Genomic DNA, 21,143 nt, shown 5'->3' on the forward strand with positions numbered 1-21,143 from the left:
GCGCGATTTCGTAAAGCCACTATCACATCAAGAGTTGGGGCGACGCCCGACGCCAACCTGCCTTCCGGGCAAGGTGGCACTTCCATCAGGAAGGATGTGGCCGATCCGGCAACCAAACGGACCCAGCCACAAGCGTCCGCTCCGTCAAAGGACCGAACGCCCGTGCCGATCAAGATCCCCGACGATTTGCCCGCCACCCGCACGCTGGAAGCCGAGGGCATCACCGTGATGCGCGAAACCGAAGCCGCGCGGCAGGACATCCGTCCGCTTCGGATCGGGCTGCTCAACCTGATGCCCAACAAGATCAGTACCGAGACGCAACTCGCCCGGCTGATCGGCGCCTCCCCGCTCCAGATCGAGCTGACGTTGGTGCGGATGAGCGATCATGTCGCGCGCAACACTTCCGCCGATCACATGGCCGCGTTCTATCGCCCGTGGTCGGATGTGCGCGACGAAAGGTTCGATGGCTTCATCATCACCGGCGCGCCGGTCGAAAAACTGCCGTTCGAGGACGTGCGCTATTGGGGCGAGATGCGCCAGATTTTCGACTGGACGCAAAGCCACGTCCATAGCTGCCTGACGATTTGCTGGGCGGCGCAGGCGGCGGCCTATTATTTCCACGGCATCGGCAAGCATCCGCTGGAGACCAAGGCGAGCGGCGTGTTCCCGCACCGCAACCTCGCCCCCGCCTCCCCCTATCTGCGCGGTTTCTCGGACGATTTCGCGGTGCCGGTTTCACGTTGGACCGAAGTGCGGCGCGAGGACGTGCTGCGTGCGCCCGCGCTACGTATCCTCGCCGACAGCGACGAGACCGGGCCGTGTCTGCTCGAAGACCCGGCATGGCGGCGGCTCTATATGTTCAACCACCTCGAATATGACACCACTACGCTCGCCGATGAATATGCGCGCGATCAGGGGACGGTGCCCGCGCATTACTTCCCGAACGACGACCCAGCCCGCCCACCCGTGAATACGTGGCGCAGCCACGCACATCTGCTGTTCGGCAACTGGATCAACGAAATCTACCAGTCCACACCGTTCGAACTGGCCGCGATCAGCCCGGTGGCAAAGGCGGCTTAGGAGGCAGGCCAGCCGCGATCGGAAAGCGGCGGCCTACTTTGCCGTGGATACAGGCTCCGCCGTATCCGCCGTCCAGCCGCCGCCTAGGGCGAGGAACAGGCTCACCTCGGCATCGACCAGCGCCGCCTGCGCGCTCGCCAGCGAAGCTTCGGCGCTGGCCAGCGTCGCCTGGGCGCTCAGCGTATCGAGGAACGTGCCGCGGCCGAAGCGGGTGAGCCGGTTGGCTTGCGATACGGCGCGCGCGGCGCTGTCGCGGGCGCGGGTGAGGTCGGCGACCTGATCGCGGGTGCGCGCATACGCGGACAACGCGGTTTCGGTCTGGCGCAACCCCTCCAGCACGGTGCCGTCGAAGGTCGCGAGCGCCGCATCGGCCTGCGCGCCCGCCACCGCGATCTGCGCGCGGACGAGGGTGCGGTTGGGGAAGGTCCAGCTTATCAACGGGCCGAGCGACAGATGGAACGCGGTGCCGACGCCAAGCGGCGAAAGCGGCCCGGTGAACCCTGCCGACCCGCCGAGCGTGACTTGCGGATAGAGGTTCGCAGTGACGACGCCGATCTGCGCGGTCGCCGCCGCGAGCGTGCGTTCGGCGCGACGGATATCGGGGCGTCGGCGGATCAGCGCGGCGCCGTCGCCAACAGGTATCGGGGTGCGGACGAGCGGCAGCATCTGGCAGTGTTCCGCCGCGCGCGGATAGTCGGCGGGTGCGCGACCGAGCAAGGCGGCGAGTTCGAACAGCGAGGCTTGCCGCGCCGCGACCAAAGCCGGCAATTGCGCCTGGCTCTGCTCGACGGCGGTCTGCGCGCGCGTCACGTCAAAGGCTGTATTGCGCCCGCCGCGCTGAAGCCGTCGCGTCGCGGTGAAGGTCTGCTGTTGAATGCCGATCACACGGTTGGCGGCGGCGATGCGGACGTTGGCGGTACAGGTTGCCGCATAGGCGCGCGTCACCGCCGCCGCGACCGTGACGCGAACCTCGTCGCGCGCGGCTTCGCTCGCCTCGGCATCGGCGCGCGCCGCTTCGATCGAACGGCGGATGCGGCCGGCGAGATCGAGCGGATAGGACAGGCTGCCGCCGAGATCATAACCGACCCGCCCCGGCAGGCTGCCGCCGGTGCCATTGGGCCGGGACAGCGCCGCCCCGCCCGAAAGCCCGGTCTGGATGGTACGCTCAGACTCCGCCTCGCGCACGATCGCGCTGGCGGCGCGCAGGTTCGCATCGGCGGCACGCAGATCGGTGTTGGCGGCGAGGCCCTCGGTGACGAGACTGTCGAGCAGCGCGTCGTCATAGAGCCGCCACCAGTGATCCGGCAGCGGCACCGCCGCGAACGCCTTGTCCTTCGCGCCGAGAAATGCGCCGTTGGCGGCGGGCGATCTCGCGGTGGCGCTTTCGGGTAGGTGATAGTCCGGCCCGGCGGTGCAGGCCGATAGCGCCGCCGCCAGCGCGGCAATCGCAACGATACGCGGCTTCATCGCGTCGCGCTCGGCGTTGGTATCGGGGTCGGACGCGGCCTCACCACAATCGGCTGCGGCGCGGGCGGCTCAAGCGTCACCGTCGCGGTGCGGCCCGAGATCAGCCGCAGATCAGCGGGCACCGAGTCGATCCTGACGCGCACCGGAATGCGTTGCGCGAGCCGCACCCAGGAGAAGGTCGCGTTGACGTTGGGCAGCAAATTGCCGGTGTTGGTGCGCTCGCTATCGCTGATGCCGGCGGCGATGCTCTCGACATGGCCGGTCAGCACGCGCGGGTCACCCATCAGCCGCACCTTGGCGACCGCGCCGGGGCGGACGTTACCGAGCTTGGTTTCCTCAAAATACGCCTCGATCCGCAGCGAATCGGCATCGACCAGCGCCAGCGCCTGCTGGCCGGCGGCAACGTAATCGCCGGGGTGAAGATCGAGATTGGTGATCGTGCCGTTGACGCTGGCGCGGACCTGCGTTCGGGCGAGGTTGAGGCGCGCGGTATCCGCCTGCGCCTCGGCCTGGGCGAGTGCGGCCTGTGCTGTGGCGACGCGGGCGACGTTCTGTTCATGCGCCTCCGCCGCGACGAGATCGCCGAGCGCGAGATCACGGGCCGCCTCGCGCCGGTTCTGCGCCAGCGTCGCGCGCGCGCTGGCGATTGCCGCCTGCGCCTGTTCGAGCGCGAGCGCGTAGCGTGGCCGGTCCACCACGAACAGCAGGTCGCCGGTGTGGACGATCTGATTATCGCGCACCGCCACCGTGGTTATCAACCCGCCGACATCGGGGGTGACGCGCACCACATCAGCCCGCACACGCCCGTCGCGCGTCCACGGATCGACCTCGTAGCGGCGCCATAGCCACAGTGCGACGATCAGCGCGATGAGGACGAGCACCAGCGTCGCCGTGAAGCGACCTGCGGGGGCAAGATACCGAGTCCAACGATTCACAGCGCAACTCCCGGAGGCGCGAAGGCGAGCACCAGCCCGCCGAGGATGAGGATATACACCGCCACATCGACCAAAGGGCGATAGGCGAAGATGCGGTACAGGCCGATCAGCGCGAACAGCCGCGAAACCAGTGCCGCCAGCACCGCCGCCGCCACCGCGAGCAGCAGCAGGCCCGGCACGTACACGCCGAACAGGCTCACCTCGCCGGTCATGCCGCTGCCTCCGCATAGCCCGGCGCGGCAGGGAACAGGTTGCGGCGCAGGCTGGTGAGCGCGAGCAAAGCGTTGCGGCGCTCGTCGGGCTGCGGATCGGCGGCGAAGGCGGTCATCGCGGTGTCGATCGCGGCGAGCAGGTCCGGATCATGGATCGCCGGCTGATCGAGCGAGCGCGCGCGGTAATGTTCGCTCACCCGCGCCAGTACCGGATCGACGATGCTGCGCCCGAAATCGCTCGCCGCGAGCTTCACCCGCCGCAGCCCCGCCACCGAAACACCAACGCGCAGATCGACCAGCACGTCGAACAGCGGCCGCCCGGGGTCTTGCCCACGCGCGACCAGACGCGGCGCGAGCAACCCGATCCGGTCGAGCATCTTGCTGACCCAGCCGATCTCGTCGGGTTCGCCGGGCAACAGGCTCCGCCGCGCGAGATCGCGCCAGCCCGCCCGGATCAGTCGCGCGCTGCTCCGTTCGGCGCCGACGGTCTGGAACAGGCCGACCGTCACCACCGCGAACGCCGTACCGACGAGCTGCGCGATCGCCCCGTTGGTGAACGCCGCGAAATCACCCACATAATTGGCATTGAGACCGATCAGGTTGGCCAGGCCGAGCACCACGCCGAGCGAGACCAACGTATATTTCGGTATCGCGAGGAACGCACCCAACAGCAGGAACATCGGCGCGAGCACGGCGGCGACGGTGACGTAGTCGGTCACGCCGGGCAGGATCGCGAAAAGGTAGATGGCGGCGATCACCACGCCGATGATAGACCCCCACAGGAACGTGCGGATCGCCGGGGCGGGATCATCGCTGTTGCCGAACAGCGCGCAGCACACGCCGGCGATCAGCACCGCGCCCGCGCCGTCGGGCCAGCCCGAATAGATCCAGAAGGCGCAGCCGAGCACCATCGTCGCGATCGTGCCAAACGCGGCGCGCAGGGCGACCAGACGGTCACGGTGGAAGGTACGTTTTGAAGCGCTGCGGAGCGCCTCGCGAACGACGGGGGTGATCGCGGCGCGGCTTGGCGAGCGGATCTGGTCGCGCAGGTCACGCACCGCACGGTGCGACTGGACGAGATCGGCGAGCCGCGACGCGAGGCTGAGGATCAGCGCATCGCGCCAGACGAGCGGTGCCGTCACCGCCGGTTCCTCCGCCCGGATCTCGGCGACAAGCGCCTCGACGAAGGTTGCCCGCTCGACGAACGAGGTGGCGGGCACGGCGAGCCAACCGCACGCGCGATCGATCAGCGCGACGAGCCGCTCCGGCACGCCGCCGTGCGCCTGCAATTCGACGATCCGGTCCTCCACCGCGCTGGCGAGCGGCAGCAGCAACGAAAGCTGGTCCTGCAACGCGCGCACGGTGCGAACACGCGGCAGGAAGCGCGCGGTATCGAACGGAAGGTGGGTGGAAAGCTGGTGAAGCTCGTTGACGTCGAGCGCGAGCCGGCGGCGTTCGCGCAGCACCCTCTCGTTCGGCGCGCCGGTGAGCGCGTCGCGCGACCAGCGTTCGACATCGGCGACGATCGCATCGACTCGTGCGAGCAACCGCCCCGCCACGCTCTGCGGGAAGACGAGCGCGTGGACGAGGCTACCGCACAGGATACCGAGCGAGATTTCCTCGACCCGCAGCACCGAGGTCTGAAAGATCTGGCCGGGCGCGGCGACGCTCGGGAAGCCGATGATCGAGGCCGTATATCCCGCAAGCAGGAACACGTAGCTGCGCGGCGTGCGATCCTGCAACGAAATGAACAGGCACAGCCCCAGCCAGAGTGCGAGCGCGAGCGACAGCAGTTCGGGCGCATTGACGAGGTTGGGCACCAGCACCACCGCCGCCGCCGCGCCGAGCACCGTGCCGATCAGCCGGAACACCGCCTTCGAAATGACCGCGCCGGCGAGCGGCTGCGCGACGATGTACGACGTGCTGACCGCCCAATAGGGGTGCGTCAGGCCGATCTTCAGGGCGATATAGTAGGCGAGCATCGCCGCGATGAAGCTCTTGAGCGAAAACAGTGCGATATCGAGACCGTAGCGATCTTTCATTTCGCGCTCGCGGCACTGGCGGCGGCGCTCATACGGTCGAGCACGGCGGCGGTGGCGGCGAGCGTAGCGTCATCGAACTCGCCGAGGATGCGATGACGCAGGGCGGCGAGCGAGCGTTCGCTTTCCGCGACGATGGGGCGGGCGCGCGCGGTGAGCGCGAGCTTTTTGCTGCGACGATCCTGGTCGTCGAGCGTGCGCGTGACGAGGCCCTGTTCGACGAGTTGATCGAGCAGCCGCACCAGCGATGGCGCGGCGATCTCGGTCGCCTCGGCGAGATCGGTGAGCCGCACGTCGGGGCCGATGCGCCCGAGATGCGTGAGCACCCAGGCGGTCGCCGCCGAAAGGCCCTGCCCTTCCAGCGCCTCATCCGCCAGTTTCCGCCAGACGCGCGCGAGCGGTAGCAGCCGCCCGGCGATCTGCGCCTCGAGAGAAGTTCTGTTCGCAACCATTAGGCTGCTAATTAATATTCCGAGCCGATTTTACAAGCGTCGAGAAGAGGCCTGCGTGCGATCGGCCGATTTATAACAAGGACGGTACGTCCCCTGCCCGCCAGCGCGGGCGTTTCACCATCGCCTGTTCGAAGAGGGCCGAGTCGCAATGGCGCGCGAGCCACGTCCGCACCCGTGCCACCGGCTGCGCCGCGAACCACTCGGGATCGACAGCGGCGAACTGGCGCACGAACGGGAAGATCGCGACGTCGACCAGCGACCGCCCGTCGCGGCACAGATCAGCGCGCCCCGAGAGCCGCGCCTCGAGCGGTGCAAGTAGCGCCAGCGCGGCCGCACGGTGTTCCTGCGGATCGCCGGCGTGCCGGTCGGGATATTTGTAACGGTCGAGATGATGTTTGAACGCGCCGTCGTTGGCCGCGATCAGCGCGGCGTCGTCGCCCGCAAGCCAGTCCTCCGGGTCGTGGCGGGCGAGCGCCCAGCGCAGGATATCCAGGCTCTGGTCGATCACCGTTCCGTCGTCTTCCACCAGCACCGGCACGGTCGCCTTGGAGGAGACGGCGATCAGTTCGGCGGGCTTGTCGCGCAACACCACCTCACGGATTTCGCAGCGCACGCCCGCTACGATCAGCGCCATCCGCGCGCGCATCGCGTACGGGCAGCGGCGGAAGCTGTAGAGCACGCTCATGGATGCAGCCGGGCGAGCGCGATGCCGGCGAGGTTCTGCGTGCGCTTGATGTGCCGCACGCGCAGCGTCAGCCCCGCCGCCGCCGCGACGAATGCGGTCGCGTGGCCCGGGCGGACGCGACCGGCGAGCGCCGCATTGGCCTGGTTCACCACCGCCACCGAATCGCCCAGCAACACCGCCTCGTCCAAGCCGAGCGACCGCGTCACCGCCACCGCGCGCAGCAGCGCGTGCCATTCCGCATCCATGCTCGATCCGTCGCCGAGATCGCGGTCGATGGTCACCACGCCGCGCGCGACGACGGCGATCTCGATGCGACCGGGGTTGGGCCGGCAACCGCCGTCGAAAAAGATCCGTGTTCGTGCCACGCCGCGTCCTATCCCGTGGAACGCCGCTGAGCCAGTGGCTTGCCAAGCACGCCGCCTGCCGCCACGAACGCGGGCATGACCACGCCGATCCGCCCGCGCCGCTCGATGCTCTACGTCCCCGGCGACAAGCCACGCGCGCTCGAAAAGGCAAAAACGCTCGATTGCGACGCGATCCTCTTCGATCTGGAAGATGCGGTCGCGCCCGAGAACAAGGCGCGGGCGCGCGAGGGGATTGCGGAGGCGATCCGCGCGGGTGGCTATGGGCATCGGGAACTGATTCTGCGGATGAGCGGGCCGGACTGCGCCGAGGATTTCGCGCTGGCGAGCGCACTGCCGATCGACGGCGTGCTGCTGCCCAAGGTCGAGTCGCCCGCCGCCGTGGCGGACGCGGCGGCGCGCAACCCGCATCCGATCTGGTGCATGATCGAAACGCCGCTCGGCGTGCTGCGCGCCGCCGAGATCGCGGCATCGGATCGGCTCGCCGGGTTCGTGGCGGGCACCAACGATCTCACCAAGGATCTGCACGCGCGGCACACGCCAGCGCGCACGCCGCTGCTAACGGCGCTGTCGCTGATGGTGCTGGCCGCGCGCGCGTACGGGCTGGCGGTGATCGACGGGGTTCATCTCGATCTCGACGATCTCGACGGGTTCGAGGCGGCATGTCGGCAAGGCGTAGACCTCGGCTTCGACGGCAAATCGCTCGTCCATCCCAATTCGATCGCCATCGCCAACCGCGTGTTCGGCCCCACGCCCGAGGAGATCGCGCGCGCCCGCGCGATGGTCGCGGCATGGGCGGACGCGCGCGCGCAGGGCCTTGGCGTGGCGCGGATCGATGGTGCGATGGTCGAGCAACTCCATGTCGATGACGCCAACCGCCTGATCGCGCTGGCCGACGCGATCGAACGGCGCTGACCGCATGACGATCGCCGACATGCTCCGCCAAGCCGCCGAGGAGGACGGCGACCGGACGGCACTGGTCTGCGAGGGCCGTCGCTGGAGCTATGCCGCTCTGTGGACAGCGGCGCGGGGTGCGGCGACGCTGTTCCGGGAAAGCGAGGCGCGGTACGTGGCGCTGCTCGACGGCAATGGCGAGGCGGGCGTGATCGCGCTGTTCGGCGCCGCGCTCGCCGGTCTGCCGTTCGCGCCGCTCAACTACCGCCGCGCCGATGCGGAGGTCGCCGCACTGCTCGACCGGATCGCGCCCGCGTGGCTGATCGCGGGCGACGACCGGGCGGCGTGGTTGGGCGCGGCGGCGACCGTGTCGAGCGCCGCTGCGTTCGTCGCAGCCGCGCAAGCTGCAACACCGAGCGCAGTCGAAAGCGACGGCGACGACATTGCCGTCCAGATCTTCACCAGCGGCACGACCGGCGCACCCAAGGCGGCGCTGCTGCGGCATCGGCACCTGCTCGCCTATGTCGCCGCCACCGCTACGCCGGCAAAGGCAGGCGCGCAGGAAGGCTCGCTGGTCAGCGTGCCGCCCTATCATGTCGCCAACGTCGTCGCCGTACTGACCGCCGTTCAGGCGCGCCGCCGCCTGCTGGTGTTGCCGGCGTTCGCGCCGGAAGCGTGGCTGCGACTCGCCGAGGCGGAGGCGCCGACCTATGCCTTCGTGGTGCCGACGATGCTCGCGCGCATCCTCGACCATCTCGACGGCGACGATCGTCTCGCCTCGCTGACGGCGCTGTCCTACGGCGCCGGGCCGATGCCGCCTGCGCTGCTCGAACGCGCTTTGGAGTGCTTTCCCGACGTGCGCTTCACCAACGCTTATGGCCTCACCGAAACCTGCGCGACGATCGCGTCGCTCACGCCGGAGGATCATCGGGCAGCGTTCGCCAGTGGCGACCCAGCGGTGCGCGCCCGACTGCGATCTGCGGGGCGGCCCCTGCCCGGCATCGAAATCGACATCCGCGATACGGCTGGTATCCCCCTTCCCGCCGGCGCGCGCGGCGAGGTGTATGCGCGCGGCGTTCAGGTCTCAGGCGAATATCGCGACCGCGACGCGCGCGATGCCGGCGGCTGGTTCGCCACGCGCGACCTCGGCTGGCGCGATGCCGACGGCTATCTGTTCCTCGCTGGTCGCGCCGACGACGTGATCGTGCGCGGCGGCGAGAACATCTCGCCCGGCGAAATCGAGGCGGTGCTGCTCACCCACCCCGCCATCGCCGAGGCCTGCGCGGTCGGCCTGCCCTCCGCTGAATGGGGCGAAAGCATCGGCGCGGCGTTGGTGCTGCGCCCCGGCCACGCCGCCCCCGAGCCCGCCGAAATGCGCGCGCTCGTCAAAGCACGATTGCGCTCCTCGCACGTCCCCGAACGGATCGCGGTGCTAGACTCGCTGCCCTATAACGAACTCGGCAAGCTGCTCCGCCGCGACGTGCGCGCATCCCCTCTACTCAGGACGGCTTCGAGCCTGTAAGCGGCGCGGCATTATGACAGACTACAGCTCCGATCTGCTCCGCCTGCTCTCCAGCCGCGGCTATATCCACCAGCTCACCGACGCGCACGGGCTCGACGCGCTCGCGGGCAAGCAGATCGTGCCCGGCTATATCGGCTTCGATCCGACCGCGCCGTCGCTCCACGTCGGCAGCCTCGTCCAGATCATGATGCTGCGCCGGCTCCAGCAGGCCGGCCACAAGCCGATCGTGCTGATGGGCGGCGGCACCGGCAAGATCGGCGACCCCTCGTTCAAGGACGAGGCGCGCAAGCTGCTCACCGACGACACGATCGCCGCCAACGTCGCCTCGATCAAGCGCGTGTTCGAACGCTTCCTGACCTTCGGAGACGGCCCCACCGACGCGGTGATGGTCGACAATGCCGACTGGCTCGACAAGCTCGAATACATCCCGTTCCTGCGCGAGATCGGCCAGCATTTCTCGGTCAACCGGATGCTGAGCTTCGATTCGGTCAAGCTGCGGCTGGAGCGCGAGCAATCGCTGAGCTTCCTCGAATTCAATTACATGATCCTGCAGGGCTATGACTTCCTGGAGTTGACCCGCCGCGCCGGTTGCCGCCTGCAAATGGGCGGATCGGACCAATGGGGCAACATCGTCAACGGCATCGAGCTGACCCGGCGCGTCGCGGGCGAGACGGTGTACGGCCTCACCACGCCGCTCATCACCACGGCGGACGGCGGCAAGATGGGCAAGACCATGTCGGGCGCGGTGTGGCTCAACGAAGAGCAGCTCTCGGCGTATGATTACTGGCAGTTCTGGCGCAACACCGACGACCGCGACGTCGGACGCTTCCTGCGGCTGTTCACCGATTTGCCGCTCGACGAGATCGCGCGGTTGGAGGCGCTGGAAGGCGCCGGGATCAACGACGCCAAGAAGGTGCTCGCCGACGCCGCCACCGCTCTGTGCCGCGGCGAAGTCGCCGCCGCCGAGGCGGCCGAAACCGCACGCCGTACCTTCGAGGAAGGCGCCGCTGGCGATTCGCTGCCGACGTTGGCGGTGGATGGCAGCATCGGCATTCTCGACGCGCTGGTCGGGCTTGGCCTCGTCACGTCGAAGGGCGAGGCCAAGCGGCTCATCAAGGGCGGCGGCGCGCGCGTCGGCGACGACAAGGTGAGTGACGAGGCGCTGATCGTCGCGGTAGGCGCCGAGCCGGTGCGGATCGCCGCCGGCAAAAAGCATCACGGGCTGCTCGTCGCCTCGGCGTAAACCTATCCCGCGATGACGCTAAGTAACCCCGCTCGTCCTGAGTAGCTGCCGAGTAGCCCGAAGGGCGTATCGAGGTAGCGTATCGAAGGACAGGCCCCGCGCGCCACCTGCGCTTCGATACGGGCTCTCGATACGGCGCCAGCGCCTACTCGATCCCTACTCAGCACGAACGGGGGAAGGTGATGTCATCAGGCTCTAACGATCGCCCTTCATGCGCCGCTGGTGGTACTTCATCCGTACCGCCACGGCGGCGAGCATGTGCAGCGCGCCGAGCGCGAGCAACACCAGCGGCAGCACCGTCGGGATCGCCGGATAGCGCGTGCGCTGGAGCGCTGCGAGCAAAGCGCCCGCGACCGCCAGCGCGACGCCCATCAGCCGCACCGGGCGGGCAATCGCGCGCAGCTCACGGGCATAAGCGGCGCGCGCGGCGGGGTCGTTGAGATCAGGCGGAGTCATGTGTCGCGTCGCTCATGCGATCAGCGCTTCGACCAGCGCGCGTACCTTCTTCTGCCGCCACTGGGGCAAGGGTGCGATCAGCCAATAGCCCTTGGCGAAGGGTTTGGGGCCGCTCGCGACCACCACACGCCCCGCCGCGATATCGGCGGCGGCGAGCAGTTCGGGCACGGTCGCGCGGCCTAGCCCCTCGGCGGCAGCATCGATCGCGAGGCCGGCATCGCCGACACGGACCAGTGACACTGACTCGTCGTTGAGGCAGCCCGGCCAGGAAATCCGCGTATCGACGCCACCGCCCGGCCGCTCGACCGTGACCATGCCCTCGGATTCGAGCGCTTCGCCCTCATGCTCGCCGGGGCCGTCGCCCCAGCGGATCGCGAGATCGAGATTGGCCTCGGTGAAGTCAATCGTCTCGTCCGCCGAAACGATCGCGAAGCGCAATTCGCCGTCGCCGCGCGCGATCTCGGCGAGCCGGGGCATCAGCCACTTTTCGGTGAAGTCGCGTGGCGCGGCGATGGTGAGCGACTTGGAGGTCTGCCCGGCCTGCATCGCGCGGACGGCTTCCTCGAATTGGAGGAAGCCGGTGCGGAGTGCCTCGAGGCCGGCCTCGCCCTCGGGCGTCAACTCCAGCCCGCGCGTGGTCCGGCGGAAAAGCACGACGCCGAGCGTATCCTCAAGCGCGCGGATCTGCTGGCCGACGGCAGCGGGGGTCACCGCCAACTCGTCGGCGGCGCGGGTGAACGACAAATGCCGCGCGGCGGCATCGAGCACGCGCAGGCCGTTCAAGGGGAGATGGGTGCGTTTCATGCCACCTTCTCCCCTCCCGCTCGCGGGAGGGGTCGGGGGAGGGCCTGTCCGGGAATACGCATCATCGGGCGCACATGCCCTCCCCCAGCCCCTCCCGCAAGCGGGAGGGGAGAATGTCGCTTCCCTCCCGCAAGCGGGAGGGGAGTCTCACGCCCCCACCGCCGGCGCGAGCAGCGCGAATTTGGGGATCTCCACGTCGAACCCTTCGCCGTCCGCGCCGACCATGTGATACGTCCCCTGCATTCCGCCGGTCGGCGTCGCGAGCGGGCAGCCCGACACGTAATCGTAGCTCGCGCCCGGCGCGATCAGCGGCTGTTCGCCGATCACGCCTTCACCCTCGACCGAATGGCGCGCGCCGCGTCCATCGGTGATGACCCAGTGGCGGGTCAGCAACTGGATGGTCTGGTCGCCCTCGTTCTCGATGCGGATATGATAGGCCCAGAACCAGCGCCCGCGCGCCGGCTCGGACTGTTCGGGCAAATAGCTGACCGACACACGCACCACCACGCCCAGCGTCTCGGCGACGTGCGGGAACAGAGACTTCACCATATCGCCGATCATAACCCGACTTTCGTCAGGGCCTGATCGAGATCCTCGATCACGTCCTGCGGATCTTCGAGGCCGACGTTGAGGCGCAACAGGTTTTCGGTCACCCCCATCTCGATCCGCTTCTCCTCGGCGACGCCGTAATGGGTCGTGGATGCGGGGTGGGTCATCAGCGAGCGCGAATCGCCGATGTTGTTGGAGATGTCGACCAGCGCGAGCGCGTCGAGCAGCCCGTGCGCTTGCTTGCGGCCGCCATCGACCTCGAACGCGAAGATCGGCCCGCACGCGTCCATCTGCGTCATCGCGAGGTTGTGCTGCGGGTGGCTGGCGAGACCGGGGTGGAGGATACGCGGCACGCGCGCTTCGAGGAACGCGCCGACTTTCATGCTGTTCTCGCTCTGGCGACGGATGCGCAGGTCGAGCGTCTCCAGCCCTTTCAGCACCACCCAGGCGTTGAACGCGCTGAGCGTCGGCCCGGTGTTGCGTGTGAACGGGAGCAGCACGTCGTTGATGAACTGGCTCGTCCCGCACACCGCCCCGGCGAGCACGCGGCCCTGCCCGTCCATCATCTTGGTGGCGGAATAGGCGGTGACGTCGGCGCCCCATTCCATCGGGCGCTGGAGCGCTGGCGTGGCGAAGGCGTTGTCAACCACGGTGGTGATACCGCGCTCGCGCGCGATGCCGCACACCGCCTTGAGATCGACCACGTCCATCGTCGGGTTGGCGGGCGTCTCGAAGAAGAACACCTTGGTGTTGGGCCGCACCGCGTCGATCCACTGTTGCGGGTCGCGCGCATCGACGACAGTGGTCTCGATGCCGAACTTCGGCAGCAACGTGTCGGTCAGCCAGCGGCACGATCCGAACGCGGCGCGCCCGCCGACGAGGTGATCGCCCTGCTGCAACTGGCAAAGCAGAACGGCGGTCATCGCCGCCATGCCAGTCGTCATCGTCCGGCACGCCTCGGCGCCTTCGAGCAAGGCGATGCGGCCTTCGAGCATCTCCACGGTCGGGTTCTGGAGCCGCGAATAGGTCATGCCAACCTGTTCGCCCGCGAAGCGCGCGGCGGCGTCGCCCGCGCAATCATAGCTATAGCCCGAGGTGAGGAAGATCGCCTCGGAGGTTTCGCCGAATTCGCTGCGCGCTGTTCCGCCGCGCACGGCCTGAGTCGCGGGGCGCCATTGGCGGGTGATGCTCTGGTCTTGTCCGGTACGGCGTTTCATGGGAGCCGCTTTGCCGCTCGCGGTCCCTTCCCGTCAATGGCTCGCTTGAAACCGGGGGTGGAAGCGGGAATAGCCGGGCGATGCCAGCGACCGATGAATCCCGTTCCCCCGCGAAAGCGGGGGTCCAGCGCCAAGCAGCGCTGCGTTCGTGGCTCTGGACCCCCGCTTTCGCGGGGGAACATGGCTGGAGGCGTCCCGCCCGAGTCGCCGCGCTGATCGGCATCACGGCGCAGGCGCTGTTCAGCTACCGGCTGACGATCCCGCATACGGTGATGTTCGACGAGGTCCATTACGTGCCCGCCGCGCGAAAGCTGCTCACGCTGGCGGCGCCCGCCAACACCGAGCATCCGCTGGTCGGCAAGGAGATCATCGCCGCCGGCATCGCGCTGTTCGGCGATAACCCGCTCGGCTGGCGCGCTTTCTCGACGGTGGCGGGCACCGCGACGGTGCTGGGCGTGTTCTGGATCGTATGGCTGATGTTCGGCCGCACGCGCACGGCGGCCTTCGGCGCGGCGTTCGCCTTGCTCAATTTCACGATCTTCATCGAGGCGCGGATCGCGATGCTCGATGGCTTCATGGCGATGTTCGTCGTGCTGGCGACCGCGATGCTGTTGTGGTCGATGCGGGCGGAGTCCGCCACGGCCGCGTGGCCGCGCTGGCTGGCGGGAAGCGTACTGCTCGGCCTCGCGGTCGGGGCGAAATGGACGGCGGTGCCGTTCGTCGCTTATGCGGGGCTCGCCTTCCTGACGATCCGGCTGGTCGACACGCGTCGCGCCGGCCGCTCGGTCTGGTGGGCGCTCAACGCGCGCGGGCATCGGCACTGGCCGGGGCTGGCGGCGGTCCCGGCGCTGATGACGCTCGGCATCGTCTCGGTGGGGGTGTATTTCGCGACCTTCGCGCCGATGTTCTACTATCACGACATGCCGCTCAGCCTCGATCGGCTGTTGTGGTTCCAGGGCAATATGTACGCGCAGCAGACCGAAGTGCTGCCGAGCCACCCCTACCAGTCGCAATGGTGGAGTTGGCCGCTGATGATCCGGCCGATCTGGTATCTCTACGAATATGTCGATGGCGCGACGCGCGGCGTGCTGATGATCGGCAACCCGGCGGTGCTGTGGGGCGGTCTCGTCGCCGTGGCGGCCTGCGCCTACGTCGGCTGGCGCGAGCGATCACTCGCGCTGCTCGGCGCGGCGGCGCTGTGGGCGGGCGCATATCTGCCGTGGATCATCATCCCGAAATCGCTCGGCTTTTTCTATTATTACTATCTGCCGAGCATATTCCTGCCGGTCGCGATCGCCGCCACGTTGCAGCGTTTCTGCAAGGGCCGCTTCGCGCGGTGGGACGAGGGCGCGCTGCTGGTCGCGCTGGGGCTATTCGCCTTCTTCTACCCGATCCTCTCCGCCGCGCCGCTGGCGGGGCCGCAGAGCTTCCACCGCTGGATGTGGTTTCCGAGCTGGCCCTAAGCTAACAGATGCCGCGTCTCGGCGACCGGCGTCAGCGGCTTGCCGTCGGCGAACCACGTCTTGAGATTGTCCACGACGAGTTGCCCCATCGCCGCGCGCGTATGTACCGATGCGGAGCCGAGATGCGGCAGCAGCACGACGTTCGGGAGCGCGATCAGCGCCTCCGGTACATTCGGCTCGTCCTGATACACGTCGAGGCCGGCGGCGAGGATCGTACCCGTCTGCAACGCGGCGATCAGCGCGGGCTGATCGACGACACTGCCGCGCGCGACGTTGATGAACACACCGTCCGCACCAAGCGCCGCCAGCACCTCGGCATCGACGATATGGCGTGTGCTTGCGCCGCCCGGCACGATCGCGATCAGCACGTCGCTCGCCGCCGCAAGCCAAATCAAAGTGTCGTGATATCCGTAGCTTACGTCGTCTTTCCGCGATCGGGTGTGATAGGCGATCTCGACCCCAAACGCTTCCAGCCGCTGCGCGATCGCCTTGCCGATCGCACCCAGGCCGAGAATGCCGATCCGCCGCCCGCGCAACGTCGGCGACAGCGGGAATGGCCCCTGCGGCCATTGCCCCTCGCGGACGAAGCGATCGGCCTGCGGAAGCTGGCGCAGCGTCGCGAGCAGCAGCCCGACCGTCAGATCCGCCACCTCATCATCGAGCGCGCCGGGCGTGTTGGTGACGATGATGCCGCGCTCGGCCGCAGCGACCGCATCGACAGTGTCGTAGCCGACGCCGAAGTTCGAAATGATCTCCAGCGCCGGCAGCCTGTCCATCAGCGCGCCATCGATGCGGCCGGCCAGAGTGCTCGCGGCCAGCCCGCGCACGCGCTTGCCGGCACCTGCGAAGAAACCCGCCTTGTCCTCGATCTCCCAGAGCTTGTGGACCGTGAACGCCGCCTCCAGCGCAGCGACGACAGCGGGCGGCATCGGCGCTCCGATCAGGATTTCCGGCGTCATGGCAGCTCCGATCCGTTAGTAACGTCCCCACGTAAACCGCGAGGAAAGCGCATAATTCCACACCGCGCCGATCAGCACGCCGACCAGTGCGGCGGTCGCCCAGGTGCCGTCGCGCGCTTCGTGCAGGAAGCCGGCGACGCCGACATTGGCGACCAGCCCGACCCCACAGACGACGCAGAACGACACCCAGCCATCAAGCAACTGCCGCCAGCCCGTGAGCCGCCGGTCGCGATAGGTGAGCGCATTGTTGAGAAAGAAGTTCACCGTCATCGCGACCATCGCCGCGATCACCTGCCCGAGCAGGAAGGCGCGGTCGCCCCACACCAGCAGGATCGGCGTGAGCACGCCCATATGCACCCCCACCCCGATCGCGCCGATCGCCGAGAACATCGCGAAGCGCACCGGCACGATCCGCCCGAACATCCGGTCGTAGAGCGCGATAAGGAACTCCATCGCGACGACATGATCGAGTTTGCTCTCGCCCTCGCTGCGGACGCGGAAGGTATAGGGCAGTTCGAGGAATTTGAGCGGGTGCGGCGCGCCGGTCATGATGTCGAGCAGGATCTTGAAGCCGATCGCGGCGAGATGCGGCGCGAGATCGCGCACGATCTTCGTGCGGATCATGAAGAAACCGCTCATCGGATCGGTGAGATCGGCTTTGAGAACCCGCCGCGAAAGCCTTGTTGCGAAAGCGGATTTCGCCACCCGGTCGCGATCCCAGTCGCCGGTGCCGCCACCGCTCACGAAGCGCGATCCGATCACCACGTCGAGGCTCGCGTCGGCGTTAAGCGCATCGGCCATCGCCGGCAGGATCGTCTCGTCATGCTGGAGATCGCCGTCGATCACCGCCACCAAAGGCGCAGCGGTCGCGCACATGCCTTCGATGCACGCCGAGGACAGGCCACGCCGCCCGATCCGCTGGATCACGCGCACCCGGCTGTCGCGCCGGGCGATCTCGCGCGCGGCGTCGGCAGTGCCGTCGGGGCTGTCGTCATCGACGAAGATCGCTTCCCATGCGCGACCTGCGAGCGCCGCATCGAGCCGTGCGACGAGCACGGGCACGTTGCGAACCTCGTTGAAGGTCGGGATGACGACCGCGACGTCGAGCGGCTGGCTCACACCAGTGCGGCCAGCACGGCGTCGCCCATCTCGCTGGTGGTCATGGTGCCGCCCAGATCGGGGGTGCGCGCGCCGGCGACCAAAGCCGCCGACACCGCCGCCTCGATCTTCAATGCCGCCTCTTCCTGATTGAGCGAGTGGCGCAGCAGCATCGCCGCCGACAGGATCGCCGCACACGGATTGGCCTTGCCCTGGCCGGCGATGTCGGGCGCGGAGCCGTGGATCGGCTCGTACAGGCCATTCGCGCCGCTCCACGCGCTGAGCGAAGCCGACGGCAGCATGCCGATCGAACCCGCGCACATGCTTGCCTGATCGGAGAGGATGTCGCCGAACAGATTGCCGGTCACGATCACGTCGAACTGGCCGGGATTGCGCACGAGCTGCATCGCGGCGTTGTCGACATACATATGGGTCAGCGCGACTTCGGGATAGTCGGCGGACAGCTCGACCACGACATCGCGCCACAGTTGCGAGGTTTCCAGCACGTTGGCCTTGTCGACCGAGCAGAGCTTGTTCTTGCGGCGCTTGGCCATTTCGAAACCGACCACGGCGATGCGGCGCACCTCGGCTTCGTTGTAGGACATCACATCATAGCCTTCGCGCGTACCGTTGGCTGCGGTGCGAAAGCCCTTTTCGCCGAAATACACGTCGCCGTTGAGTTCGCGCAGGATGACCATGTCGATCTCACGCGCGACCTCCGGGCGGAGCGCGGACGCGTCTTCCAGTCCCGGGAACAACGTCGCCGGGCGGAGGTTGGCGAACAGGCCGAGCGCGGCACGCAGGCCGAGGATCGCCTGTTCAGGCCGGAACCTGCGTTCGAGCGCGTCGCAGCGCGGATCACCCACCGCGCCGAACAGGATCGCGTCGGCGCGCTTGGCGACGTCGAGCGTTTCGGGCGGGAGCGGATGGCCTGCCGCGAAATAGGCCGCGCCGCCGACCAGCGCGTCCTCGAACGTCAGATCGAGATCGAGCGCTTCGAGCACGCGGCGCGCCTGTGCGGTTACTTCGGGGCCGATGCCGTCACCGGCCAAAATCGCAATCGTCGTCACATCGTTTCCGTTCGGACAGAGCCTGCCAATGCTCCGTCACGAGCGGAGCGAAGCCGCCTTTGCCGCCGCCGCGCGCATCACGCAACCGCCCTTTTCAACCGCTCGACCAGCCGGGCGCGGGCATCGGCGGGGCCGGCGACCTGCCCGGCGAGGATATCGCGCGCGAGAAAATGCCCGGTGATGCGCAACGCCGCGAGGATATCGGACCAATCGGCCTCGCCGCCAGTGAGCAAAGCCGGCGGCAGCGCAAACAGCTTGTCCTCATAGCCGAACGCCGCCCCACGGCTCACCGCGCCACCGCTCTTTGGGCTGACGAAGGCGAGATCGCCGCTCGCCCCGGTCGCGACGCACACGCCGAGATCGAGACCGAAGCCGAGCTCCGCCAGCAACAGCAGTTCGTACCGCGCCAGCGCCAGTGCCCAATCGCGCGCGGCCGGCGCCGCCGCAATCGCGCCGATCACGCCGGTCAGCGCGGCATAGATACGCGGGTACGGCTGAGCCTCGGGCAATGCGCTCGCGGTCAGCGCCGTCACCCATTCGAGCGCGGCGGCGGGAAGCGGCTCGGCGTGCGAGGCCGCGCGGCTCTCGACCAGTTCGACCGAAAGCTGGGCGAGTTGGTCGGGCGTGCGCGCGCGCCATTCGCCCAGCACGAGGTTAGCGGGTTGCAGGATCGGCCGCAGCCGCCGCGAACGGCCACCGCGCACATAGCCGGGCTGCAGACCATGTTCGGCGGTCAGCGCGCGCACGATCGCGCCATGCTCGCCATGCTGGCGGACGGCGAGAACGATGGCTTCGGCGCGGAATTGCATGGCGGCACGTTAGGCCAATCCGCCGCCGGGCGGAACGCCGACACCTCGTAAGACTTTGCAAAGGTCGGCGGATCGCCAGGAACACTTCGTCACCCCGAAATCGTTCCACGACTCTCGCCGATACATAAACCGTTCTCCCGCGAAAGCGGGAGTCCAGAGCCACAAGCGTCAACGTTCGCCGCTCTGGACTCCCGCCTTCGCGGGAGAACCGTGTATCAAAGCGGCCGACTTCAGCTACCGCAGAGGCAATTGATCCGCGGCTTGGGGTGCCATTTGCGCTTGGGCTTCCACGCCTTGCGCGCGACATAGCGGGTCTTCACCGTCTCGACATATTCGGTGGTGGTCGTCGTCACCGAAGGCGCCTGCTGGATGGTGACGGTGGTCGTCGTCGCGGGCGGATAATAATAGCCGTTCGCGGAATAGCCGCCGCTGGTCGAATAGCTCGTCACGCCGCTGCCACCCGAAACATAGCCGGGCGCTCCATAGCCCGGTCCAGCCGGCGGCGCGGGGTATGATGCGCCATAGCCACCGTCGCTCTGATAGCCGTCGTCATAATCACCCGAATCATAGCCAGTGTCATACTGGTCCCAGTCGAGCCCGCCGACATAGTCGCGCACGCGCCCAGAACCGTCGACCAGCACTGCGTCGTCGTAATAGCGGGTCCAGGTATAGCCGTAGGGCGGCGGCGCGAGGCCGTAGAGGCCGTAATCGCTGACGTAGAAGTTCGGCGTGAACCAGTAGCTCGGCAGGCGCCAGCCGCGCGACGGGCGATGATAGGCGTTCCATCCACCCGGCGCGTTCCAGCCGCCCGACCAGCGGCCATTGACCCGCCCGCCCCAATGTGAGCCGCCACCGGGCCGCCCGTTCCAGCCGCCGGGACGAACACCGCCGCCATTGCCATTCCAACGCTGGCCACCATTGCCGTTCCAGCCTTGCTGACCGCCGCCATTCCAATGCTGCTGGCCGCCGTTGCCGTTCCAGCCCGCGCGGCCACCCCCGTTCCAGCCCTGCTGGCCGCCGCCACCGTTCCAATGCGGTTGCTGCGACGCTGCGGGCGCGGGCATCGATGGCGCAGGCCGTCCCGGCATCGCGCCCTGAAAGCCGCCGTTCGGCGCCATGCCGACACGTTGCGCGCCCGCAGGCGCGGCAAGGGCAGCACCGATCAGCGCCAAAGTGGCGATCGTCTGGTTTCGCATGGTCAAAACACTCCCGTTCGGCGCCACAAACCCCGCGCACCGTTTCGACTGAATAACGGTCAGGCTATCAAATCGATGCCGCGTTCACCAGCGACGGGTTGAGGATTGTGTGCCGAAACGGATCAGCCGACCAGACGGGGCGCAATCAATCGTACCAGGGCGGAACATCCCGCCGCATCGCCCGCGTCGAAGCGCGCCGGCAGCGGGCTATCGAGATCGAGCACGCCAAGCAATTGCCCCTGATAGACGATCGGCACGACCAGCTCCGACCGGCTCGCGGCATCGCAAGCGATGTGGCCGGGGAAGGCATGGACATCCTCGACCAATTGCGTTTCCAGCGTTGCCGCCGCCGTGCCGCACACGCCCTTGCCGAGCGGGATGCGGATGCACGCGACCTTGCCCTGAAATGGCCCGAGCACGAGTTCGCCATCGACCAGCCGGTAGAAGCCCGCCCAGTTGAGATCGGGCAGATATTCCCACAGCAGCGCCGCCATGTTCGCCATGTTGGCGATCGGATCGACCTCATCAGCGGTCAGCGCGTCGAGCGCGCCGGCGAGATCGCGGTAAAGATCGGTCTTCGAGGCGGCGTCGATATCAAAGGCGTACATGCTGAGGCTCCGGGTTCGGGCGG

Annotated in this window: 22 protein-coding genes and 1 riboswitch; of the genes, 5 read left to right on the plus strand and 17 right to left on the minus strand. The window is 68.0% G+C overall.

Features of this window, described 5'->3' with window-relative positions; genetic code table 11:
* The first annotated feature begins 19 nt into the window (after positions 1-19).
* Positions 20-126: riboswitch (SAM-I-IV-variant riboswitch) on the plus strand.
* Positions 127-162: 36 nt separating this feature from the next.
* A complete protein-coding gene (locus EWE75_RS18805; RefSeq protein WP_130159640.1) occupies positions 163-1,080 on the plus strand; it encodes a homoserine O-succinyltransferase in 918 nt (305 codons plus the stop codon).
* Positions 1,081-1,113: 33 nt separating this feature from the next.
* On the opposite strand, the gene EWE75_RS18810 is transcribed toward EWE75_RS18805, so the two are convergent.
* The 7 genes from EWE75_RS18810 to EWE75_RS18840 all read right to left on the minus strand — a co-directional run bounded on the left by EWE75_RS18810 (position 1,114) and on the right by EWE75_RS18840 (position 7,235).
* Positions 1,114-2,547 carry an efflux transporter outer membrane subunit gene (locus tag EWE75_RS18810; protein WP_206364813.1) on the minus strand — a complete coding sequence of 478 codons (1,434 nt, stop codon included), beginning with the start codon at positions 2,545-2,547 and terminating at the stop codon, positions 1,114-1,116.
* A complete protein-coding gene (locus EWE75_RS18815) occupies positions 2,544-3,482 on the minus strand; it encodes an efflux RND transporter periplasmic adaptor subunit (protein ID WP_130159641.1) in 939 nt (312 codons plus the stop codon). Before EWE75_RS18815 ends, EWE75_RS18810 begins: the two co-directional genes overlap by 4 nt.
* The gene (locus EWE75_RS18820; protein WP_130159642.1) at positions 3,479-3,694 is read right to left on the minus strand and encodes a DUF1656 domain-containing protein; all 216 of its coding nucleotides are present in this window, start codon (positions 3,692-3,694) and stop codon (positions 3,479-3,481) included. The genes EWE75_RS18815 and EWE75_RS18820 overlap by 4 nt, the downstream gene beginning before the upstream one ends.
* Positions 3,691-5,736, minus strand: coding sequence for an FUSC family protein (locus EWE75_RS18825; RefSeq protein ID WP_130159643.1), 2,046 nt, complete (start codon positions 5,734-5,736; stop codon positions 3,691-3,693). The genes EWE75_RS18820 and EWE75_RS18825 overlap by 4 nt, the downstream gene beginning before the upstream one ends.
* Positions 5,733-6,185 carry a MarR family transcriptional regulator gene (locus EWE75_RS18830; protein ID WP_130159644.1) on the minus strand — a complete coding sequence of 151 codons (453 nt, stop codon included), beginning with the start codon at positions 6,183-6,185 and terminating at the stop codon, positions 5,733-5,735. The genes EWE75_RS18825 and EWE75_RS18830 overlap by 4 nt, the downstream gene beginning before the upstream one ends.
* Positions 6,186-6,255: 70 nt before the next feature.
* Complete coding sequence (locus tag EWE75_RS18835; RefSeq protein ID WP_130159645.1) at positions 6,256-6,870, minus strand: glutathione S-transferase N-terminal domain-containing protein; 615 nt, start codon at positions 6,868-6,870, stop codon at positions 6,256-6,258.
* Positions 6,867-7,235: a ribonuclease HI gene (locus EWE75_RS18840; protein ID WP_130159646.1), complete on the minus strand. Its 369-nt coding sequence runs from the start codon at positions 7,233-7,235 to the stop codon at positions 6,867-6,869. Before EWE75_RS18840 ends, EWE75_RS18835 begins: the two co-directional genes overlap by 4 nt.
* A gap of 75 nt (positions 7,236-7,310) precedes the next feature.
* Here EWE75_RS18840 and EWE75_RS18845 point away from each other — a divergent pair, with 75 nt between their 5' ends.
* From EWE75_RS18845 to tyrS, 3 genes are read left to right on the plus strand one after another with little or no spacing between them, the layout of a single operon-like run.
* Positions 7,311-8,147 carry an HpcH/HpaI aldolase/citrate lyase family protein gene (locus EWE75_RS18845; RefSeq protein WP_130159647.1) on the plus strand — a complete coding sequence of 279 codons (837 nt, stop codon included), beginning with the start codon at positions 7,311-7,313 and terminating at the stop codon, positions 8,145-8,147.
* Between the two features lie 4 nt (positions 8,148-8,151).
* The gene (locus EWE75_RS18850; RefSeq protein ID WP_130159648.1) at positions 8,152-9,648 is read left to right on the plus strand and encodes a class I adenylate-forming enzyme family protein; all 1,497 of its coding nucleotides are present in this window, start codon (positions 8,152-8,154) and stop codon (positions 9,646-9,648) included.
* 13 nt (positions 9,649-9,661) lie between these two features.
* On the plus strand, positions 9,662-10,891 hold the full coding sequence (tyrS, locus tag EWE75_RS18855; protein WP_130159649.1) for a tyrosine--tRNA ligase: 1,230 nt from the start codon (positions 9,662-9,664) through the stop codon (positions 10,889-10,891).
* Positions 10,892-11,086: 195 nt separating this feature from the next.
* Here the strand turns inward: tyrS and EWE75_RS18860 are convergent, their stop codons facing one another.
* The 4 genes from EWE75_RS18860 to EWE75_RS18875 all read right to left on the minus strand — a co-directional run bounded on the left by EWE75_RS18860 (position 11,087) and on the right by EWE75_RS18875 (position 13,917).
* Entirely contained in the window at positions 11,087-11,347 is a 261-nt protein-coding gene (locus tag EWE75_RS18860) for a hypothetical protein (protein ID WP_130159650.1), read from the minus strand.
* A gap of 12 nt (positions 11,348-11,359) precedes the next feature.
* A complete protein-coding gene (locus EWE75_RS18865; RefSeq protein ID WP_130159651.1) occupies positions 11,360-12,151 on the minus strand; it encodes a LysR family transcriptional regulator in 792 nt (263 codons plus the stop codon).
* Positions 12,152-12,298: 147 nt separating this feature from the next.
* A complete protein-coding gene (apaG, locus tag EWE75_RS18870; protein ID WP_130159674.1) occupies positions 12,299-12,697 on the minus strand; it encodes a Co2+/Mg2+ efflux protein ApaG in 399 nt (132 codons plus the stop codon).
* 11 nt (positions 12,698-12,708) lie between these two features.
* Positions 12,709-13,917, minus strand: a complete 1,209-nt coding sequence (locus tag EWE75_RS18875) for a trans-sulfuration enzyme family protein (RefSeq protein WP_130159652.1) — start codon at positions 13,915-13,917, stop codon at positions 12,709-12,711.
* An 80-nt stretch (positions 13,918-13,997) separates the two neighbouring features.
* Between EWE75_RS18875 and EWE75_RS18880 the strand changes: the two genes are divergently transcribed.
* Positions 13,998-15,380 (plus strand): phospholipid carrier-dependent glycosyltransferase, encoded by a 1,383-nt coding sequence (locus EWE75_RS18880; RefSeq protein WP_130159653.1) that lies wholly within the window; start codon positions 13,998-14,000, stop codon positions 15,378-15,380.
* Here the strand turns inward: EWE75_RS18880 and EWE75_RS18885 are convergent.
* From EWE75_RS18885 to EWE75_RS18910, 6 genes are all read right to left on the minus strand, one after another.
* Entirely contained in the window at positions 15,377-16,339 is a 963-nt protein-coding gene (locus EWE75_RS18885) for a 2-hydroxyacid dehydrogenase (protein ID WP_130159654.1), read from the minus strand. The genes EWE75_RS18880 and EWE75_RS18885 overlap by 4 nt on opposite strands.
* Before the next feature lie 15 nt (positions 16,340-16,354).
* Complete coding sequence (locus EWE75_RS18890; protein ID WP_130159655.1) at positions 16,355-17,458, minus strand: glycosyltransferase family 2 protein; 1,104 nt, start codon at positions 17,456-17,458, stop codon at positions 16,355-16,357.
* On the minus strand, positions 17,455-18,507 hold the full coding sequence (gene leuB, locus EWE75_RS18895) for a 3-isopropylmalate dehydrogenase (RefSeq protein ID WP_130159656.1): 1,053 nt from the start codon (positions 18,505-18,507) through the stop codon (positions 17,455-17,457). Before leuB ends, EWE75_RS18890 begins: the two co-directional genes overlap by 4 nt.
* Before the next feature lie 77 nt (positions 18,508-18,584).
* A complete protein-coding gene (gene recO / locus EWE75_RS18900; RefSeq protein ID WP_130159657.1) occupies positions 18,585-19,316 on the minus strand; it encodes a DNA repair protein RecO in 732 nt (243 codons plus the stop codon).
* 230 nt (positions 19,317-19,546) lie between these two features.
* Positions 19,547-20,512 carry an RcnB family protein gene (locus EWE75_RS18905; RefSeq protein WP_231708448.1) on the minus strand — a complete coding sequence of 322 codons (966 nt, stop codon included), beginning with the start codon at positions 20,510-20,512 and terminating at the stop codon, positions 19,547-19,549.
* Positions 20,513-20,634: 122 nt separating this feature from the next.
* Complete coding sequence (locus EWE75_RS18910) at positions 20,635-21,120, minus strand: GAF domain-containing protein (protein WP_130159658.1); 486 nt, start codon at positions 21,118-21,120, stop codon at positions 20,635-20,637.
* Positions 21,121-21,143: the final 23 nt, after the last annotated feature.

This window comes from Sphingomonas populi (assembly GCF_004208535.1).
GTDB classification, from domain to species: domain Bacteria; phylum Pseudomonadota; class Alphaproteobacteria; order Sphingomonadales; family Sphingomonadaceae; genus Sphingomonas; species Sphingomonas populi.

Excerpts from the sequence above, each read along its gene's own strand:
- EWE75_RS18810 (WP_206364813.1), bottom strand. The coding sequence starts at position 2,547 with ATGAAGCCGCGTATCGTTGCGATTGCCGCGCTGGCGGCGGCGCTATCG.
- EWE75_RS18820 (WP_130159642.1), bottom strand. The coding sequence starts at position 3,694 with ATGACCGGCGAGGTGAGCCTGTTCGGCGTGTACGTGCCGGGCCTGCTG.
- EWE75_RS18825 (WP_130159643.1), bottom strand. The coding sequence starts at position 5,736 with ATGAAAGATCGCTACGGTCTCGATATCGCACTGTTTTCGCTCAAGAGC.
- EWE75_RS18830 (WP_130159644.1), bottom strand. The coding sequence starts at position 6,185 with ATGGTTGCGAACAGAACTTCTCTCGAGGCGCAGATCGCCGGGCGGCTG.
- EWE75_RS18835 (WP_130159645.1), bottom strand. The coding sequence starts at position 6,870 with ATGAGCGTGCTCTACAGCTTCCGCCGCTGCCCGTACGCGATGCGCGCG.
- EWE75_RS18845 (WP_130159647.1), top strand. The coding sequence starts at position 7,311 with ATGACCACGCCGATCCGCCCGCGCCGCTCGATGCTCTACGTCCCCGGC.
- EWE75_RS18850 (WP_130159648.1), top strand. The coding sequence starts at position 8,152 with ATGACGATCGCCGACATGCTCCGCCAAGCCGCCGAGGAGGACGGCGAC.
- tyrS (WP_130159649.1), top strand. The coding sequence starts at position 9,662 with ATGACAGACTACAGCTCCGATCTGCTCCGCCTGCTCTCCAGCCGCGGC.
- EWE75_RS18860 (WP_130159650.1), bottom strand. The coding sequence starts at position 11,347 with ATGACTCCGCCTGATCTCAACGACCCCGCCGCGCGCGCCGCTTATGCC.
- EWE75_RS18865 (WP_130159651.1), bottom strand. The coding sequence starts at position 12,151 with ATGAAACGCACCCATCTCCCCTTGAACGGCCTGCGCGTGCTCGATGCC.
- EWE75_RS18875 (WP_130159652.1), bottom strand. The coding sequence starts at position 13,917 with ATGAAACGCCGTACCGGACAAGACCAGAGCATCACCCGCCAATGGCGC.
- EWE75_RS18880 (WP_130159653.1), top strand. The coding sequence starts at position 13,998 with ATGCCAGCGACCGATGAATCCCGTTCCCCCGCGAAAGCGGGGGTCCAG.
- EWE75_RS18885 (WP_130159654.1), bottom strand. The coding sequence starts at position 16,339 with ATGACGCCGGAAATCCTGATCGGAGCGCCGATGCCGCCCGCTGTCGTC.
- recO (WP_130159657.1), bottom strand. The coding sequence starts at position 19,316 with ATGCAATTCCGCGCCGAAGCCATCGTTCTCGCCGTCCGCCAGCATGGC.
- EWE75_RS18905 (WP_231708448.1), bottom strand. The coding sequence starts at position 20,512 with ATGCGAAACCAGACGATCGCCACTTTGGCGCTGATCGGTGCTGCCCTT.
- EWE75_RS18910 (WP_130159658.1), bottom strand. The coding sequence starts at position 21,120 with ATGTACGCCTTTGATATCGACGCCGCCTCGAAGACCGATCTTTACCGC.